Below are 15,237 nucleotides of genomic sequence, written 5' to 3' on the forward strand. Positions count from 1 at the left end.
CAGGCAAGCCAGCTCCCACATCGGGTTCTGTGGTGTAGCTAGAACGTCTGCCCCAGGTTCAGATACACCGCCTTCTGGTTGTCATCGTTAAACCCATAACTGAAATTCAACGGCCCCAGCGGTGTATCAAACCCCAGGAAAACACTGGCCGCGTTGATGTATCCGCTGTCGTACTCATTGTCGTTGTTCCACGCCCGCCCACGTTCCAGTGACGCCCCGAGGTACAACGGGAAATCCAGCGGCAGATAAGACCGCGGCGTCAGCCGGCGATAGTAAACCGCGCGCATCAGGCTGATGTTCTGCCCGGCAATCGCATCCTCGCGGAACCCCGACAACTGCCGCGCGCCCCCCAGCAGGAAGCTGGAAATCACCACGTCCGACTGGTCCAGCGTACGCCCGTAGCGCCCGCCGAGGATCAGTGTGTCCGGCCCGCTGCTCATGGCCTTGTCCAGCTTGAACTCCCACTGCCGATAGCGCTGGTCGGAGCCCAGCCCCGGTTCGAACTCACGGAAGGCCAGGCCGATGTCTTCACCGGTGTGGGGAAAGTACACGTTGTCGAACGAGTCGAAGGAGTACTTCAGTTCGTAGAAGCCTTCGCTGAAGTTGATGCTCGGCGAATCCCGGTCGCCAATGCGCACGTCCGCCTTGCCCCAGGCCTCGCCCACGCCGAAACGAATCTCGCCGCTGTTGCCGATCTGCCGGCCCACGTTCAGCCCGAAGCCATAGCGTTCCAGGCGGTATTCGGAGATCGGGTTGTTGTCTTCAATCAGTTCAACGTTCTGCGCCTGGGCACTGATATAGGGCGCGACGAAGTAGCGCGAGCCGGTGTCCATCGGTTGATAGAACTCGCTGTACAGTTCCTGCTTGTCACCAATCTGCACCCGCGTCAGCCATTCGGCGCCGAGGCGGTTGATGCCGTTCATGCGGTAGCTGGCGCCGAGGTTGAAGGCGCTGTCGCCGCGCATGTCATCCGACAGGTTGAGGCCCAGGCGCAGGTAATCGGTGCCGCTGCGTTTGCCCCGGGCGCTGATGACCAGGGTGTTGTCCTTGCCCTTTTTCACCACGCGGTATTGCACCTGCTCAAAGTAGTCCAGGCCGTACAGGGTGCCCATGTCGGTTTGCAGGCGGGCCAGGTCCAGCGGCTCGCCGAGGTTCTGGCGGATGTAGTAACGGATCACCTCGTCGCCCACCTTGGAGTCGTTTTCCACCTTGATCGCGGTGATCACCGGGTTGCGCTCGCCGGGCGTGCGGGCGGCCACCAGCGAAGGGTCCACCGGCTCGGCCGGGCGCAGGTGGGCCAGGCGTACGTCGAGGGCGCGGGTGGCGCGGTAGCCGGCGTCGATCATGTCCTTGGCCCGCCCGAAGTCCGTTACGCCGTAGGCGGCCAACGGCGGCTGGATCAGCACGTCGCGGGGCGCCAGGGCCTTGAGTTGTTCCTCGGAGTTGCGCCGGGTCATCAGGGTGATGGACTGGTTGAGCACGTCCACCACGGTATTGAGTTGCTTGCGTGTGCGCAGCGGGGTGCCGATGTCGACGACGATGGCGATGTCGACCCCCATTTCCCGCGCCACATCCAGCGGGATGTTATCGGTCATGCCGCCGTCCACCAGCAGCCGGCCGTCCAGTTCCACCGGGGCAAACACCGCCGGGATCGACATGCTGGCGCGGATCACCTGGGGCAAGTGGCCTTTGCGGAACACCACCTTTTCGCCGCTGGTAATGTCGGTGGCCACGGCGCGGAAGGGGATCGGCAGCTTGTCGAAATCCCGCACGTTACTGGTGTGGGCGAACATGCTTTCCAGCAGCAAGGCCAGGTTCTGGCCCTGGATCACCCCCAGCGGCAGGCCGAGGCTTCCGTCATCGCGAAAGCTGAGTTTCTGTTTGACCAGGAAATCCCGGTCATCCTGCTTGCGCCGGAACGGCACGTCTTCCCGTGGCGGCGCATCGGACAGGGCGAGTTTCCAGTCGATGTTCAACGCGAGTTTTTCCAGCTCGTCGATCTTGTAGCCCGAGGCGTACAGCCCGCCGATCACCGCGCCCATGCTGGTGCCGGCGATTGCATCGATGTGGATGCCCTGTTCTTCCAGGGCCTTGAGCACGCCAATGTGCGCCAGGCCACGGGCGGCGCCGCCGGAGAGCACCAGGCCGATCTTCGGGCGCGGGTTTTCGACGGCTTGGACAAGGACAGGGAACAGGCACAGCAACAGGCAGGACAACAGGCGGCGCATCATCAATCTCAAGGCTGGGCGATAAAGGCCGGTATTATAGCCACTCGATCCTTTCAACCCGCCAAGCAGGAGCCTGTCAATTCATGTCAGCGGCCAAACCCGAAATTGTCATCACCTATTGCACCCAGTGCCAGTGGCTGTTGCGCGCCGCCTGGCTGGCCCAGGAACTGTTGAGCACCTTTGCCGATGACCTGGGCAAAGTGGCTCTGGAACCGGCCACCGGCGGCGCGTTTCGGATTACCTGCGACGGTGTGCAGATCTGGGAGCGCAAGGCCGACGGTGGCTTCCCGGAAGCCAAGGTGCTCAAGCAGCGGGTGCGCGACCAGATCGACCCGCAACGGGACCTGGGGCATAACGACCGCGTGCAATAAAAAGACGGCTATTTGCTGGCCATGCGCTGTTTGATCCAACTGACGACCACCGTCAGCACCAACCCGCCGACCCCGCCGCCGATGATGTTGCTGGCCAGCGCGGCCAGCGTCAGGTCAGTGGCGGTTTCAGTGCCGGTGATCAGCGAGACGAGTTGGCCCAATACCAGGCCGCCAACCCCGCCGACCAGGGTATTGAGCCCGGTGCCCAGGCTTTGTTTGCCCAGGCCCGCGATCTGCCCGCCGATGGCGCCGCTGATGATCTGAAGAACCAGGCTGATGAAGATTTCCATGGTGCAACCCCTGCATCGCGTTGATGGAGTGACCACTCGCTTGCAGCAACTTCAAAAAGCACCCGGGCTGTCGTCGAGAAGTCTGGATCCGTTGAACGACCACACACTGTCACGGACCCACAAAGTATAGATCAGGCCGCAGTGGCGGGTTGCTTGGCGGGTTTGGCGCTGCCCATCAGCCCGGACACCACAATGGCGACAATGATCAGCGCGCCGCCCATCAGCATGCGCAAGGTCGGGGTTTCGGCAAACAGCAGCCAGGCCACCGTGATGCCGTACACCGGCTCCATGGCGAATACCACCGCTGCGGTGCGCGCCTTGAGCACCGCGAGGCTGGCGACAAACAGGCTATGCGCCAGGCCGGTGCAGAACACCCCGAGCAAGCCGATCCACAGCCAGTCCAGCGCACGCACCTCGGACAGCCCGGGCGCCGCGACCGGTAACAAGCACAGCGCCACTACCACGTTCTGGCACAAGGCGGCCTGCACTGGCGGAATGCGCCCGCTGGCGCGGTTGTTCAATGACAGCAGCGAGAACAGCAAACCGGAACCGACCGCCCACAATAGGCCGCTGGTGGCTTGGCTGGCGAGGTTGAAGTCCGGGGTGACCAGCACCAGCCCGATGCTCACCAGCACCACCAGCAGGATTTCATTGGCGCGGATCCGCTCGCGGAAAATCAGGCCTTCGAGGATCACGGTAAATGCCGGGAAGGTGGTGAAGCCCAGGGTGGCGATGGCCACGCCTGCAATCTTTACCGCAATAAAGAAACTCACCCAATGCGCGGCCAACAGCAGGCCGCTGACCAGCAGGCGGCGCCAGTCCCGGGCTTGCAGCTTTTGCCAGGTGGTGTTGCTGGCAAAACGCGCGAAGATCGCCAGGGCAATCACCGCGAACGCGGCGCGGCCGAACACGATAATCGCCGGTGAAGCGGCCGCCAGTTTGCCGAACACGCCGGTGAGGCCAAACATCAATGCGCCGATATGCAGGGCGCCGAGGGCTGTGCGGGGAGTCATTGCGATCCTTAGGCAACGGGTTGTTTACAGGATCGCAGTCTAGAGGGTTGCAGGCATTCGCGTCTGTCGTCGAGCTCGCGGGTTTTGTCGCAGGACTCTTGTTTCAAAAGCCGAGGAGATCAAATGTGGGAGCTGGCTTGCCTGCGATAGCGGAGGGTCAGTCAATCAATTATTAGCTGATCCACTGCTATCGCAGGCAAGCCAGCTCCTACAGGAGACCGCGCTCGTCGAATGGCTCCGGGAGAGCTGCCAAACTCCCGCAACATCGCCGCGGCAAAAGCACTTTGCGAACCATAGCCAACCCGCACGGCAATCTCGCCGATGGGTAACTGGCTGTCGCGCAGCAAGCCACGGGCCATCTGCAAGCGCCGGCTGCGGATGTAGTCCATCGGCGTCTGCCCGCATTCCGCCACAAACCGCGCATGCAGGCGGGCGACGGACAGGTCGGCGATCTTCGCCAGATCTGCCACTTGCAACGGGTGCGCGGCGTGCCGCTGGATATGCGCATTGAACGCGGCATACGGCAGGCGCTTGCCCACCGGCGGTTGTGCGAGATTGAGGCTCGCCAGCAACAATACCGCACCTTGCTGGACGATCAGCGGATCGTCCACCGGGCTGCTCGCCAGCCACTGCACCAGTTGGCTTTGGCGGTGGTCGAGGGTCAGGTGTGCGCACTGGTCGAGCAAGCGGCGGCTGGCGTCGGCATGCTCGCCCAGGGATTGCGCCAACCAGTGTTCGTCGGGCACGTCCAGCACCAGGCAGCGGCTGCCATCGCGACTGATGCACGCGTGGTGGGCGGTGTAGGGCAGCACCATCACGCTGCTGTGCTGCACCTGGCTGCCTCGGCCATCCACCTCGAAGTCCAGATGCCCGGACAGGCCAAACACCAGCTGTGCGTGGTCGTGGCTGTGGGCGATGGGCTCTTCGACGTAGTGGCGTAGCGTGAGGTTGGGTCTCATCGCAATCTCCTGGGCAGGCCCGCAGTTTACATCGCTTCGCCGTCTGTGAGCGCTGTCATCAGACTGACGCAACACTGTCATGGGCTATTAACTCCATGGGCGCAAGCTCGCGAAAACACCGTGAGGCATGCCCATGACCAGCGCCGAACTCGCCAAGCCCAGCCGTAAGCAACGCGTGCGTACCCTGTGGATTTCCGACGTGCATTTGGGCACCCGGGATTGCCAGGCCGAACACCTTTCGCATTTTCTCAAGGGCTACCACGCCGACAAGGTCTACCTGGTGGGCGATATCATCGACGGCTGGAAGCTGCGCAGCGGCATGTATTGGCCCCAAGCCCACACCAACGTGATCCGCCGCCTGCTCACCATGAGCAAGCGCGGCACCGAGGTGATCTACGTCACCGGCAACCATGATGAGTTCCTGCGGCGCTATTCGAAGCTGATCCTCGGCAACATCCAGTTGGTCGACGAAGCGGTGCATGTGACTGCCGATGGCCGGCATTTGCTGGTGATCCACGGCGATCAGTTCGACGTGATCACCCGTTATCACCGCTGGCTGGCGTTCCTTGGCGACTCGGCCTACGAGTTCACCCTTACCCTCAACCGCTGGTTGAACCACTGGCGGGCGCGTTATGGCTACGGCTATTGGTCGTTGTCGGCGTACCTCAAGCACAAGGTCAAGACGGCGGTGAGCTTTATCAGTGATTTCGAAGAAGCGATTGCCCACGAAGTGACCAAGCGCGAATTGCACGGTGTGGTGTGCGGGCATATTCACCACGCGGAGATTCGCAAGGTGGGCGAGGTGGATTACCTCAATTGCGGGGATTGGGTGGAGTCGTGCACGGCATTGATCGAGCACTGGGACGGGCATATCGAGTTGTATCGGTTGGCGGATGCCCAGGCCAAGGAGGCGCAGCTCAAGGCCGAGATGGTTGTGGGCTAAAGACTGGCGCGGTCCGAATGTGGGAGCTGGCTTGCCTGCGATGCAGACGCCTCGGTCTGTCTGTAAAACCGAGTTGATGCTATCGCAGGCAAGCCAGCTCCCACATTTTTATCGGGTTTCTTCAGTTAGCTATTGGAGACATCGGCGATTGCCTCAGCCAGCAACGTCAACCGCGTCGCATCAATCCCCGCCACGTTTGCACGCCCGGAATTGACCATATACACGCTGTGCTTCTCCCGCAGTTGCTTCACCTGCTCGGCACTCAACCCGGTATAGGAAAACATCCCGCGTTGCGCCGCGATATGCGCAAACCGCTCCGACAAACCATGCGGCGCCAAGGCTTCCACCAACCCGGAACGCAACTGTGCAATCCGCGCCCGCATCGCTTCAACTTCCTCGGCCCACTGCTTTTTCAACCCGGTATCACCCAGAATGGTCGCCACTACCGCAGCACCATGATCCGGCGGCGTCGACCACAGGTTGCGCGCAATAAACGCCAGTTGGCTGCGCACATCCGTCAGTTTCTCGGCGTTCGTCGCGCACACAATCAGCGCGCCCACGCGGTCGCTGTACAGGCCAAAGTTCTTCGAGCACGAACTGGTGATCAACACCTCAGGCAGCTCAGCCGCAAACAACCGCACCGCCCACGCATCCTGTTCCAGGCCGTCGCCAAAGCCCTGGTAGGCAAAGTCGATCAGCGGCAGCAGCTCGCGCTCGCGGACGATGGTCAGCACCTGGCGCCAGTCGTCCTGTGACAGGTCGAAGCCGGTCGGGTTGTGGCAGCAAGCATGCAGCAACACCACATCGCCTTTTGGCACCGTGGACAGCGTGGCCAGCATCGCCGCCACATCCAGGCGGTTGTCGCTGCCCACATACGGGTAATGGCTGACCTTGAGCCCGGCCTTGGCGAAGATGGTTTCGTGGATCGGCCAGGTCGGGTTGCTCAGCCACACGCCACGGCCGGGCAGGCTGTGAGCGATAAAGTCGGCGCTCAGGCGCAGCGCGCCGGTGCCGCCTGGCGTCTGGGTGGCGCCGGCACGGCGTGCGCTCAGCAGCGGCGAACCGGCGCCCAGCACCAGCTCACTGACCAGCGCGCCGAACGCGGCATTGCCGTGGCCGCCGATGTAGGTCTTGGTGGTTTGTTGCTCCACCAGGCGCTGCTCGGCCAGCTTCACCGATTGCGGGATCGGTGTCAGGCCCTGGTCGTCCTTGTACACGCCCACGCCAAGATCGAACTTGTTCGGGTTCGGGTCCTGGGCATACAGCTCCATCAGCCCGAGGATCGGGTCGCCGGGCACCCGGCCAATCGCGTCAAAATGCATTACTTGCGGCCCTCGGCATCCTTGGCTACTTCGTCGGTGCGCGCGGCCATGATGAAGTCGTTGCGGTGCAGGCCCTTGATGGAGTGGCTCCACCAGGTCACGGTGACTTTGCCCCATTCGGTGAGCAGGCCTGGGTGATGGCCTTCAGCCTCGGAGATCACGCCCACCGCGTTGGTGAACGCCAGGGCGAATTTGAAATTCTTGAACAGGAAGACCTTTTCCAGCTGCATTACGCCGTCGCGTACTTCGATGTTCCAGTCGGGGATCTGCTTGATCAGCACCGGCAACTCTTCGTCGCTGACTTGCGGGGCATCGGCGCGGCAGGCTTCGCAGTGGGCTTGGTTCAACGTGGTCATGTGGGTATTCCTGAAATCGAGTGTTTGGAAAACGGTCGTCAGTGGCGTCACCCTAAAGCAACGCGCGGCCAGGGAACAGACTCACCTGGCCTTAAAAGCCGCGGTTCACGCCGCCTTGGGCTTGGGCGGGAATTTCGGCGCGTGCAGCCCCAGCTGCATCCCGCGCTCGACCATGCCCATGATGTCTTCCTGCGCCACTTCGAACAGGCGCTTGAGGTTGGGCAGGGCGAAGTACAGCGGTTGCAGGATGTCGATGCGGTACGGCGTGCGCATCGCTTCCAGCGGGTCGAAGGCTTGGTGCTCGGGCTCGTCCGAGAGGCAGTACACCGTCTCCTTGGGCGAAGACAGAATGCCGCCACCGTAGATGCGCCGGCCTTCGGGCGTGTCCACCAGGCCGAACTCGATCGTCATCCAGTACAGCCGCGCCAGGTACACGCGCTGTTCCTTGGTGGCGGCCAGGCCGAGCTTGCCGTAGGTGTGGGTGAATTCTGCGAACCAGGGGTTGGTCAGCAGTGGGCAGTGGCCGAAGATCTCGTGAAAAATATCCGGTTCCTGCAGGTAATCCAGCTCTTCGCGGGTACGAATAAACGTCGCCACCGGAAACTGTTTGTTGGCGAGTAATTCGAAAAAGGTCTGGAAGGGGATCAGCGCCGGTACCCGGGCCACTTGCCAGCCGGTGGTCTCGGCCAGCACTTTGTTGATTTCCGCCAGTTGCGGAATGCGGTCGTGGGGCAGGCCGAGCTTGTCGATGCCGTCCAGGTATTCCTGGCAGGCGCGGCCCTCGATCACTTTCAACTGGCGCGTGATCAGGGTGTTCCACACCGCATGTTCTTCGGGCGGGTAGTCGATAAAACCGTTCGCGTCGGGCTCGCGGGCCACGTACTGCGTCTGCTTCATGCTGCTCTCCTGCTAGGCATTCGTTCTTGTTATGTCCTGGGATGAGCCTATTGATACGCGCCTTGGGCCGGGAAGCCATCCAGGGTTGCGGGGTTATGTAGGAAAAGTTACCGAATTTCGTAAAGTTTTCGTTACGGTTTTGCGCTTTAACGCTGTGCGCAGTGATTTGTCGGTGTGAAAAGTCTTGCAGCTGTCACATAATCTTGACGATTATCTGCGCCCAGCGGCAAAAAGACGCAGCGCCTCCACCTTTTCGGGCCTCCTCATGCGTATCAAAGTGCATTGCCAGAACCGCATCGGCATCCTGCGGGACATCCTCAACCTGCTGGTGGAGTACGGCGTGAACGTCGCCAAGGGCGAGGTCGGTGGCGAGCATGGCAACGCTATCTACCTGTACTGCCCGAACCTGGTGAACCTGCAATTCCAGGCGCTGCGCCCGCAGTTCGAAGCGATTGCCGGGGTATTTGGCGTCAAGCGGGTAGGGCTGATGCCCAGCGAGCGTCGGCATATGGAGCTCAACGCGTTATTGGGCGCGCTGGAGTTTCCGGTGCTGTCCATCGACATGGGCGGCTCCATCGTCGCCGCCAACCGTGCGGCGGCGCAGTTGCTCGGGGTGCGGGTGGATGAGGTGCCCGGTATTCCGTTGTCGCGTTACGCCGAAGACTTTGATTTGCCGGAGCTGGTGCGGGCCAGTAAATCGCGGATCAATGGCCTGCGGGTCAAGGTCAAGGGCGACGTATTCCTGGCGGATATCGCGCCGCTGCAATCCTCCGAACATGACGACAGCGAAGCCATGGCCGGCGCCGTGCTGACCCTGCACCGCGCCGATCGGGTCGGTGAGCGTATCTATAATGTGCGCAAGCAAGAGCTGCGCGGCTTCGACAGCATCTTCCAAAGCTCCAAAGTCATGGCCGCCGTGGTCCGTGAGGCCCGGCGCATGGCACCGCTGGATGCGCCTCTATTAATAGAAGGCGAAACCGGTACCGGCAAGGAACTGCTGGCCCGCGCCTGTCACCTGGCCAGCCCGCGCGGGCAGTCGCCGTTGATGGCGCTCAACTGCGCCGGTTTGCCGGAGTCCATGGCCGAGACCGAGCTGTTCGGTTATGGCCCCGGCGCCTTTGAAGGGGCGAGGGCGGAAGGCAAGTTGGGGCTGCTGGAGCTGACGGCGGGCGGCACGCTGTTTCTCGACGGTGTCGGGGAAATGAGCGCGAGGTTGCAGGTGAAGTTGCTGCGGTTTTTGCAGGACGGCTGCTTTCGCCGGGTAGGCAGTGATGAAGAGGTGTACCTCGACGTGCGGGTGATCTGCGCGACCCAGGTGGACCTTTCCGAGCTGTGCGCCCGGGGTGAATTCCGCCAGGACCTTTACCACCGTCTCAACGTGCTCTCGCTGCATATCCCGCCACTGCGCGAATGCCTCGACGGGTTGCCGCCACTGGTGGACCACTTTCTGGATCAGGCCAGCCGGCAAATCGGCTGCCCGCTGCCCAAGCTGGCGCCGGCGGCGATGGACCGGCTCAGCCATTACCACTGGCCGGGGAATGTGCGGCAGTTGGAGAACGTGCTGTTCCAGGCGGTTTCGCTGTGTGAGGGCGGCACGGTCAAGGCCGAGCACATTCGCCTGCCGGACTATGGCGTGCGCCAGCCGCTGGGGGATTTTTCCCTGGAGGGCGGGCTGGAAGAGATCGTCGGGCGCTTCGAGAAGGCGGTGCTTGCGCAGTTGTATGCCGAGCATCCCAGCAGTCGGCTGTTGGGCAAGCGGCTGGGCGTGTCCCACACCACCATTGCCAACAAGTTGCGGGACTACGAAGTGCTCAAGGCCGAACGCGGTTAAAACTGTAGGAGCTGGCTTGCCTGCGATAGCGGTGGGTCAGCAAGACAGGTGGTAGCTGATACACCGCCATCGCAGGCAAGCCAGCTCCTACAGTTGATCTTTGTCGTTCTTGATACCTGCACTTGCCGTAAGCGGCATAAGTCCGCCGTTTTTTCGACTCTCTCCCTACCGCCTCAAGCCGCACTCCGCCAGCAAACCCCCGCCCCGCCTGGACTTTCCCTCATTTCAAAAAGTTGGTTCGCAAATTGCTTAAGCCTCATCAGTACAGCGGTGGGCGGCAAGCGTCCGTCAGAAAGAGGATAGAGCGTGGATAAGTACCTTTACGTGGCAATGACCGGCGCCAGCCAGAATGCACTGGCGCAGAAGGCCCACGCCAACAACTTGGCGAACGTTTCCACCAATGGTTTCCAGCGTGACCTGGAGCAGGCGCGCTCGATGCCGGTGTTCGGTGACAGCTTTCCGGCGCGGGCCTTTGCCTTGACCGAACGCCCAGGCACCGACTTTTCCCCTGGCGCGATGATTGAAACCGGTCGTGACCTCGACGTGGCCGTCAGCGGCGATGGCTGGATGGCCGTGCAAAACCCGGATGGCGGCGAGTCCTACGTGCGCAGCGCCAGCATGAACGTTGATGCACTGGGCGTGCTGCGGGCCGGCAACGGTATGCCGATCATGGGCAACGGCGGCCCGATTGCCGTGCCGCCCCAGCAGCAGATCGAAGTCGGCCAGGACGGCACCATCAGCATCCGCGCCATGGGCGAAGGCCCGCGGGTGATGGCTGAAGTGGACCGGATCAAGCTGGTGCAGCCCGACCTCAAGAACATGACCAAGGGCCTCGACGGCACCATCCACACCAAGGATGGCCAACCGGCCCAGGCCGATGCCAACGTCAAGTTGACGTCGGGCTTCCTGCAGGCGAGCAACGTGAACGCCGTGGAAGAAATGACGGCAGTACTGGCTCTGTCCAAGCAGTTCGAATTGCACATCAAGATGATGAACAGCGCCAAAGAAGACGACCAGGCCATGACCCGCGTCCTGGCGATGAGCTGATAGCAGCCACACCCTAATTTTTGTAGCGCGGCGCCATAAAACAGGCGCACGAAGGAGAAGAACATGCTTCCGGCTCTATACGTTGCCAAAACAGGTTTGTCCGCCCAGGACACCAACCTGACCACCATTTCCAACAACCTGGCCAACGTGTCCACCACGGGTTTCAAACGTGACCGCGCCGAGTTCCAGGACTTGCTCTACCAGATCAAGAAACAGCCGGGCGCCCAGTCGACCCAGGACAGTGAATTGCCGTCGGGCCTGCAATTGGGTACCGGTGTGGCGATTGTTGGCACCCAGAAGAACTTCAGCGCCGGTAACCTGCAGCAGACCGGCCAGCCGCTGGACTTGGCGGTCAACGGCAAGGGCTTCTTCCAGATCCTGCAGCCGGACGGCACCACCACCTACACCCGCGACGGTACGTTTCACCTGGACGCCAACGGCCAGGTCGTGACCGCCAACGGTTTCGCCCTGGAGCCGGCGATTGTTGTGCCGAACAACGCCCAGACCTTCACCGTCGGCAACGACGGCACCGTGTCGATCACCGTGGCCGGCAACCCGGCGTCCCAGGTGATCGGCAACCTGCAAACCGCCGACTTCATCAACCCGGCCGGCCTGCAGGCGATTGGTAACAACCTGTTCCTGGAAACCGCGTCCAGCGGCGCGCCGCAAATCGGCACCCCGGGCCTCAACGGTTTTGGTACCACCCTGCAAAGCACCCTGGAAACATCCAACGTCAGCACCGTTGAAGAGATGGTCAACATGATCACCACTCAGCGCGCCTACGAGATGAACTCCAAGGTGATTTCCACCGCCGACCAGATGCTTTCGTTCGTAACGCAGAATCTGTAATCAAGTCTATGGGGCGCCCTTGAAGGCGCCTGCAACACCGTGAGGTATGGGTCATGAATCGCTATGTTTCTGTTTTGGCACTGAGTGGGATTGCTGCGCTCGCGGGCTGTGTCGCCCCGTCGCCAAAGCCCAATGACCCGTACTATGCGCCGGTGTTGCCGCGCACGCCGCTGCCGGCGGCCGCCAACAATGGCTCGATCTACCAGGCCGGTTTCGAACAGAACCTGTACAGCGACCGCAAGGCCTTCCGGGTCGGTGACATCATCACCATCACCCTCAACGAGAAGACCCAGGCGAGCAAGAACGCCAACTCGCAGATCGGCAAGACCAGCAAGACCAGCATCGGCCTGACCTCGTTGTTTGGCGGTGTACCGAACACCAACAACCCGCTGGGCAGCGGTGACCTGAGCCTGGACGCCGGCTACAGCGGCGACCGCGCCACCAACGGCAAGAGTGCGGCGGGGCAGGGCAACAGCCTGACCGGTTCGATCACCGTGACTGTGGCCGACGTGCTGCCCAACGGCATCATCGCCGTACGCGGCGAGAAGTGGATGACCCTCAACACCGGTGACGAGCTGGTGCGTATTGCGGGCATGGTTCGCGCAGACGATATCTCTACCGACAACACCGTGCCGTCGACACGGATTGCCGATGCACGCATCACCTACTCGGGTACGGGTTCGTTTGCTGACGCCAGTCAGCCGGGCTGGTTTGACCGTTTCTTCCTTAGCCCGCTGTTCCCTTTCTAGGTGATCACTTTGAACTTCAAACAGCTGATGGCTACGATGTTGCTGCTGGCCCTGAGCGCTGTCGCCCAGGCTGAGCGCTTGAAAGACATCGCGAGCATTTCCGGCGTGCGGTCCAACCAATTGATCGGCTACGGCCTGGTGGTGGGGCTTAACGGCACCGGTGACCAGACCACCCAGACCCCGTTCACCCTGCAGACCTTCAACAACATGCTCTCGCAGTTCGGTATCAAGGTGCCGGCGGGTTCGGGCAACGTGCAACTGAAGAACGTCGCGGCGGTGTCCATCAGTGCGGACTTGCCACCGTTCGCCAAGCCCGGGCAGGTGGTCGATATTACTGTGTCGTCGATGGGCAACTCGAAAAGCCTGCGGGGCGGCACCTTGCTGATGACGCCACTCAAAGGTATCGACGGCAACGTCTACGCCATTGCCCAGGGCAACCTGGTGGTGGGTGGTTTTGACGCCGAAGGCCGTGACGGTTCGAAGATCACCGTCAACGTGCCGTCGGCCGGCCGGATTCCGGGTGGTGCCTCGGTGGAGCGCACAGTGCCGAGCGGTTTCAACCAGGGCAACAGCCTGACCCTGAACCTCAACCGTTCGGACTTCACCACTGCCAAGCGCGTGGTCGACAAGATCAATGAATTGCTCGGCCCGGGCGTGGCCCAGGCCATCGACGGCGGCTCGGTCCGCGTCACCGCGCCGCTGGATCCAAGCCAGCGTGTCGACTACCTCTCGTTGCTCGAAAACCTTGAGGTCGACCCGGGCCAGGCGGTGGCCAAAGTCATTATCAACTCGCGTACCGGCACCATCGTGATCGGCCAGAACGTGAAGGTTTCGCCGGCGGCCGTAACCCACGGCAGCCTGACGGTGACCATCACCGAAGACCCGATCGTCAGCCAGCCTGGTCCGTTGTCCAACGGCCAGACCGCGGTCGTGCCACGCTCGCGGGTGAATGCCCAGCAAGAAGCCAAGCCGATGTTCAAGTTCGGCCCCGGCACCACCCTGGATGAGATTGTCCGTGCGGTGAACCAGGTGGGCGCAGCGCCCGGCGACTTGATGGCGATCCTCGAAGCATTGAAACAGGCCGGCGCCTTGCAAGCCGACCTGATAGTGATCTGACGCCATGGCCATGGACATGCGCAAGAGCGGCCTGACCAGCACGGCGGACTCGGGTTCCTATTCCGACCTCAACCGGCTGAACCAGTTGAAGTTCGGCGACAAGAACAGCGATGGCAACATGCGCAAGGTTGCGCAGGAATTCGAGTCGCTGTTTCTTGGCGAGATGCTCAAGTCCATGCGTTCGGCCACCGAGGCCCTGGGCAAGGACAACCCGCTGAATACGCCGGCGGCCAAGCAGTATCAGGAAATGTACGACCAGCAGTTGGCGGTCTCGCTGTCCCGCGAGGGCGGTGGTATCGGCCTGGCGGACGTGCTGCTGCGCCAGATGCAGAAGAACAAGCCGGTGGACGCCCAGGCGGCCACCTTGCAAGGTCCGGCCACGCCTTCGAAGAAGGTGGATGTGCCTACGGAAATTGCCGCAGGTACCAAGGCCGATGGCCCGTTGGGCCGCAGCAATGGTCAGCGGCCATTGTGGGCCTATCGTGTAGCGGTGCCGGAAGGCACCAACAGCCACGCCAACGACATGGCGCTGATGAATCAGCGGCGCATCTCGTTGCCGAGCAAACTCACCGATCGCCTGCTGGCTGGCATCGTGCCGGGCACTGATGCCACCACCGTCGCCAAGGCTGCGCCGCTGCGTAACAGCGCCGCCGATGACGGTGTGGTCAACAGCACCGCCCGCAGCCTGGCCGCGATACCGCACGGGCAGATGCAGGTTTACGGCCGCGCCGTGGCCCAGCCACCGTTGGCACCGGCGAAAAAAGCCTTCAGTTCGCAGGATGAATTTGTCGCCACCATGTTGCCGATGGCCAAGCAGGCCGCTGCGCGGATTGGCGTCGACCCACGCTACCTGGTGGCCCAGGCCGCCCTGGAAACCGGTTGGGGTAAATCGGTGATGCGTGCCGAGGATGGCACCAGCAGCCACAACCTGTTCGGTATCAAGGCCGGGCAGAGTTGGCAGGGTGAACAGGCCCGTGCGATCACCAGCGAGTTTCGTGATGGCGCGATGGTCAAGGAGACGGCGCAGTTCCGTTCCTACAACTCCTACCAGGACAGCTTCCATGACCTCGTGACGTTGCTGCAAAGCAATGATCGCTATAAAGAAGTTGTGAAGTCAGCCGACAACCCGGAACAGTTTGTACGCGAGTTGCAAAAAGCCGGTTATGCAACCGACCCGGATTACGCCAGCAAGATTTCGCAGATTGCAAAAACGATGAACAGCTACCAGAACTACGCTGCCGCGGGCGCTTCCACTCATTTATAAGG

The 15,237-nt window shown here is 62.0% G+C and carries 15 protein-coding genes; 8 read left to right on the forward strand and 7 right to left on the reverse strand.

Annotated features, from left to right (window positions below; translation table 11 throughout):
- Positions 1-38: 38 nt before the first annotated feature.
- Positions 39-2,228 carry a patatin-like phospholipase family protein gene (locus tag HX875_RS09640; protein ID WP_177043013.1) on the reverse strand — a complete coding sequence of 730 codons (2,190 nt, stop codon included), beginning with the start codon at positions 2,226-2,228 and terminating at the stop codon, positions 39-41.
- A gap of 83 nt (positions 2,229-2,311) precedes the next feature.
- On the opposite strand from HX875_RS09640, the gene HX875_RS09645 reads away from it, so the two are divergent.
- Complete coding sequence (locus HX875_RS09645; RefSeq protein ID WP_093207434.1) at positions 2,312-2,599, forward strand: SelT/SelW/SelH family protein; 288 nt, start codon at positions 2,312-2,314, stop codon at positions 2,597-2,599.
- Positions 2,600-2,607: 8 nt separating this feature from the next.
- Here HX875_RS09645 and HX875_RS09650 read toward each other — a convergent pair whose 3' ends face one another.
- From HX875_RS09650 to HX875_RS09660, 3 genes are all read right to left on the reverse strand, one after another.
- The gene (locus HX875_RS09650) at positions 2,608-2,889 is read right to left on the reverse strand and encodes a hypothetical protein (RefSeq protein WP_177043014.1); all 282 of its coding nucleotides are present in this window, start codon (positions 2,887-2,889) and stop codon (positions 2,608-2,610) included.
- A 131-nt stretch (positions 2,890-3,020) separates the two neighbouring features.
- Complete coding sequence (locus HX875_RS09655; protein WP_177043015.1) at positions 3,021-3,902, reverse strand: DMT family transporter; 882 nt, start codon at positions 3,900-3,902, stop codon at positions 3,021-3,023.
- A gap of 161 nt (positions 3,903-4,063) precedes the next feature.
- A complete protein-coding gene (locus tag HX875_RS09660; protein WP_177043016.1) occupies positions 4,064-4,861 on the reverse strand; it encodes an AraC family transcriptional regulator in 798 nt (265 codons plus the stop codon).
- 133 nt (positions 4,862-4,994) lie between these two features.
- Here HX875_RS09660 and HX875_RS09665 point away from each other — a divergent pair, with 133 nt between their 5' ends.
- Complete coding sequence (locus HX875_RS09665) at positions 4,995-5,804, forward strand: UDP-2,3-diacylglucosamine diphosphatase (RefSeq protein ID WP_177043017.1); 810 nt, start codon at positions 4,995-4,997, stop codon at positions 5,802-5,804.
- Between the two features lie 125 nt (positions 5,805-5,929).
- Here the strand turns inward: HX875_RS09665 and HX875_RS09670 are convergent, their stop codons facing one another.
- The 3 genes from HX875_RS09670 to phhA form a co-directional block, all read right to left on the reverse strand.
- Positions 5,930-7,126, reverse strand: a complete 1,197-nt coding sequence (locus HX875_RS09670; protein ID WP_177043018.1) for an amino acid aminotransferase — start codon at positions 7,124-7,126, stop codon at positions 5,930-5,932.
- Positions 7,126-7,482 carry a 4a-hydroxytetrahydrobiopterin dehydratase gene (locus tag HX875_RS09675; protein ID WP_003214616.1) on the reverse strand — a complete coding sequence of 119 codons (357 nt, stop codon included), beginning with the start codon at positions 7,480-7,482 and terminating at the stop codon, positions 7,126-7,128. The genes HX875_RS09670 and HX875_RS09675 overlap by 1 nt, the downstream gene beginning before the upstream one ends.
- A 105-nt stretch (positions 7,483-7,587) precedes the next feature.
- A complete protein-coding gene (gene phhA / locus HX875_RS09680; protein WP_177043019.1) occupies positions 7,588-8,379 on the reverse strand; it encodes a phenylalanine 4-monooxygenase in 792 nt (263 codons plus the stop codon).
- 265 nt (positions 8,380-8,644) lie between these two features.
- Here phhA and HX875_RS09685 point away from each other — a divergent pair, with 265 nt between their 5' ends.
- The 6 genes from HX875_RS09685 (at position 8,645) to flgJ (ending at position 15,235) form a co-directional block, all read left to right on the forward strand.
- Positions 8,645-10,210 carry a sigma-54-dependent transcriptional regulator gene (locus HX875_RS09685; protein WP_177043020.1) on the forward strand — a complete coding sequence of 522 codons (1,566 nt, stop codon included), beginning with the start codon at positions 8,645-8,647 and terminating at the stop codon, positions 10,208-10,210.
- 306 nt (positions 10,211-10,516) lie between these two features.
- The gene (locus tag HX875_RS09690) at positions 10,517-11,257 is read left to right on the forward strand and encodes a flagellar basal body rod protein FlgF (protein ID WP_003214611.1); all 741 of its coding nucleotides are present in this window, start codon (positions 10,517-10,519) and stop codon (positions 11,255-11,257) included.
- A gap of 63 nt (positions 11,258-11,320) precedes the next feature.
- Complete coding sequence (flgG, locus tag HX875_RS09695; RefSeq protein WP_017477441.1) at positions 11,321-12,106, forward strand: flagellar basal-body rod protein FlgG; 786 nt, start codon at positions 11,321-11,323, stop codon at positions 12,104-12,106.
- A gap of 53 nt (positions 12,107-12,159) precedes the next feature.
- Positions 12,160-12,855, forward strand: a complete 696-nt coding sequence (flgH, locus tag HX875_RS09700; protein ID WP_177043021.1) for a flagellar basal body L-ring protein FlgH — start codon at positions 12,160-12,162, stop codon at positions 12,853-12,855.
- A gap of 27 nt (positions 12,856-12,882) precedes the next feature.
- Positions 12,883-13,971, forward strand: a complete 1,089-nt coding sequence (locus HX875_RS09705) for a flagellar basal body P-ring protein FlgI (RefSeq protein WP_177043111.1) — start codon at positions 12,883-12,885, stop codon at positions 13,969-13,971.
- A gap of 4 nt (positions 13,972-13,975) precedes the next feature.
- Entirely contained in the window at positions 13,976-15,235 is a 1,260-nt protein-coding gene (gene flgJ, locus HX875_RS09710) for a flagellar assembly peptidoglycan hydrolase FlgJ (protein WP_177043022.1), read from the forward strand.
- Positions 15,236-15,237: the final 2 nt, after the last annotated feature.

This window comes from Pseudomonas yamanorum (assembly GCF_013386765.1).
In the GTDB taxonomy this organism is placed as follows: Bacteria; Pseudomonadota; Gammaproteobacteria; order Pseudomonadales; family Pseudomonadaceae; genus Aquipseudomonas; species Aquipseudomonas yamanorum_A.

What these genes read in the sequence shown, in the direction of transcription:
- flgJ (WP_177043022.1), top strand. Translation starts at nt 13,976, where the DNA reads ATGGCCATGGACATGCGCAAGAGCGGCCTGACCAGCACGGCGGACTCG.
- HX875_RS09645 (WP_093207434.1), top strand. Translation starts at nt 2,312, where the DNA reads ATGTCAGCGGCCAAACCCGAAATTGTCATCACCTATTGCACCCAGTGC.
- HX875_RS09670 (WP_177043018.1), bottom strand. Translation starts at nt 7,126, where the DNA reads ATGCATTTTGACGCGATTGGCCGGGTGCCCGGCGACCCGATCCTCGGG.
- HX875_RS09650 (WP_177043014.1), bottom strand. Translation starts at nt 2,889, where the DNA reads ATGGAAATCTTCATCAGCCTGGTTCTTCAGATCATCAGCGGCGCCATC.
- flgH (WP_177043021.1), top strand. Translation starts at nt 12,160, where the DNA reads ATGAATCGCTATGTTTCTGTTTTGGCACTGAGTGGGATTGCTGCGCTC.
- flgG (WP_017477441.1), top strand. Translation starts at nt 11,321, where the DNA reads ATGCTTCCGGCTCTATACGTTGCCAAAACAGGTTTGTCCGCCCAGGAC.
- HX875_RS09705 (WP_177043111.1), top strand. Translation starts at nt 12,883, where the DNA reads ATGGCTACGATGTTGCTGCTGGCCCTGAGCGCTGTCGCCCAGGCTGAG.
- HX875_RS09660 (WP_177043016.1), bottom strand. Translation starts at nt 4,861, where the DNA reads ATGAGACCCAACCTCACGCTACGCCACTACGTCGAAGAGCCCATCGCC.
- HX875_RS09665 (WP_177043017.1), top strand. Translation starts at nt 4,995, where the DNA reads ATGACCAGCGCCGAACTCGCCAAGCCCAGCCGTAAGCAACGCGTGCGT.
- phhA (WP_177043019.1), bottom strand. Translation starts at nt 8,379, where the DNA reads ATGAAGCAGACGCAGTACGTGGCCCGCGAGCCCGACGCGAACGGTTTT.
- HX875_RS09675 (WP_003214616.1), bottom strand. Translation starts at nt 7,482, where the DNA reads ATGACCACGTTGAACCAAGCCCACTGCGAAGCCTGCCGCGCCGATGCC.
- HX875_RS09655 (WP_177043015.1), bottom strand. Translation starts at nt 3,902, where the DNA reads ATGACTCCCCGCACAGCCCTCGGCGCCCTGCATATCGGCGCATTGATG.
- HX875_RS09640 (WP_177043013.1), bottom strand. Translation starts at nt 2,228, where the DNA reads ATGCGCCGCCTGTTGTCCTGCCTGTTGCTGTGCCTGTTCCCTGTCCTT.
- HX875_RS09685 (WP_177043020.1), top strand. Translation starts at nt 8,645, where the DNA reads ATGCGTATCAAAGTGCATTGCCAGAACCGCATCGGCATCCTGCGGGAC.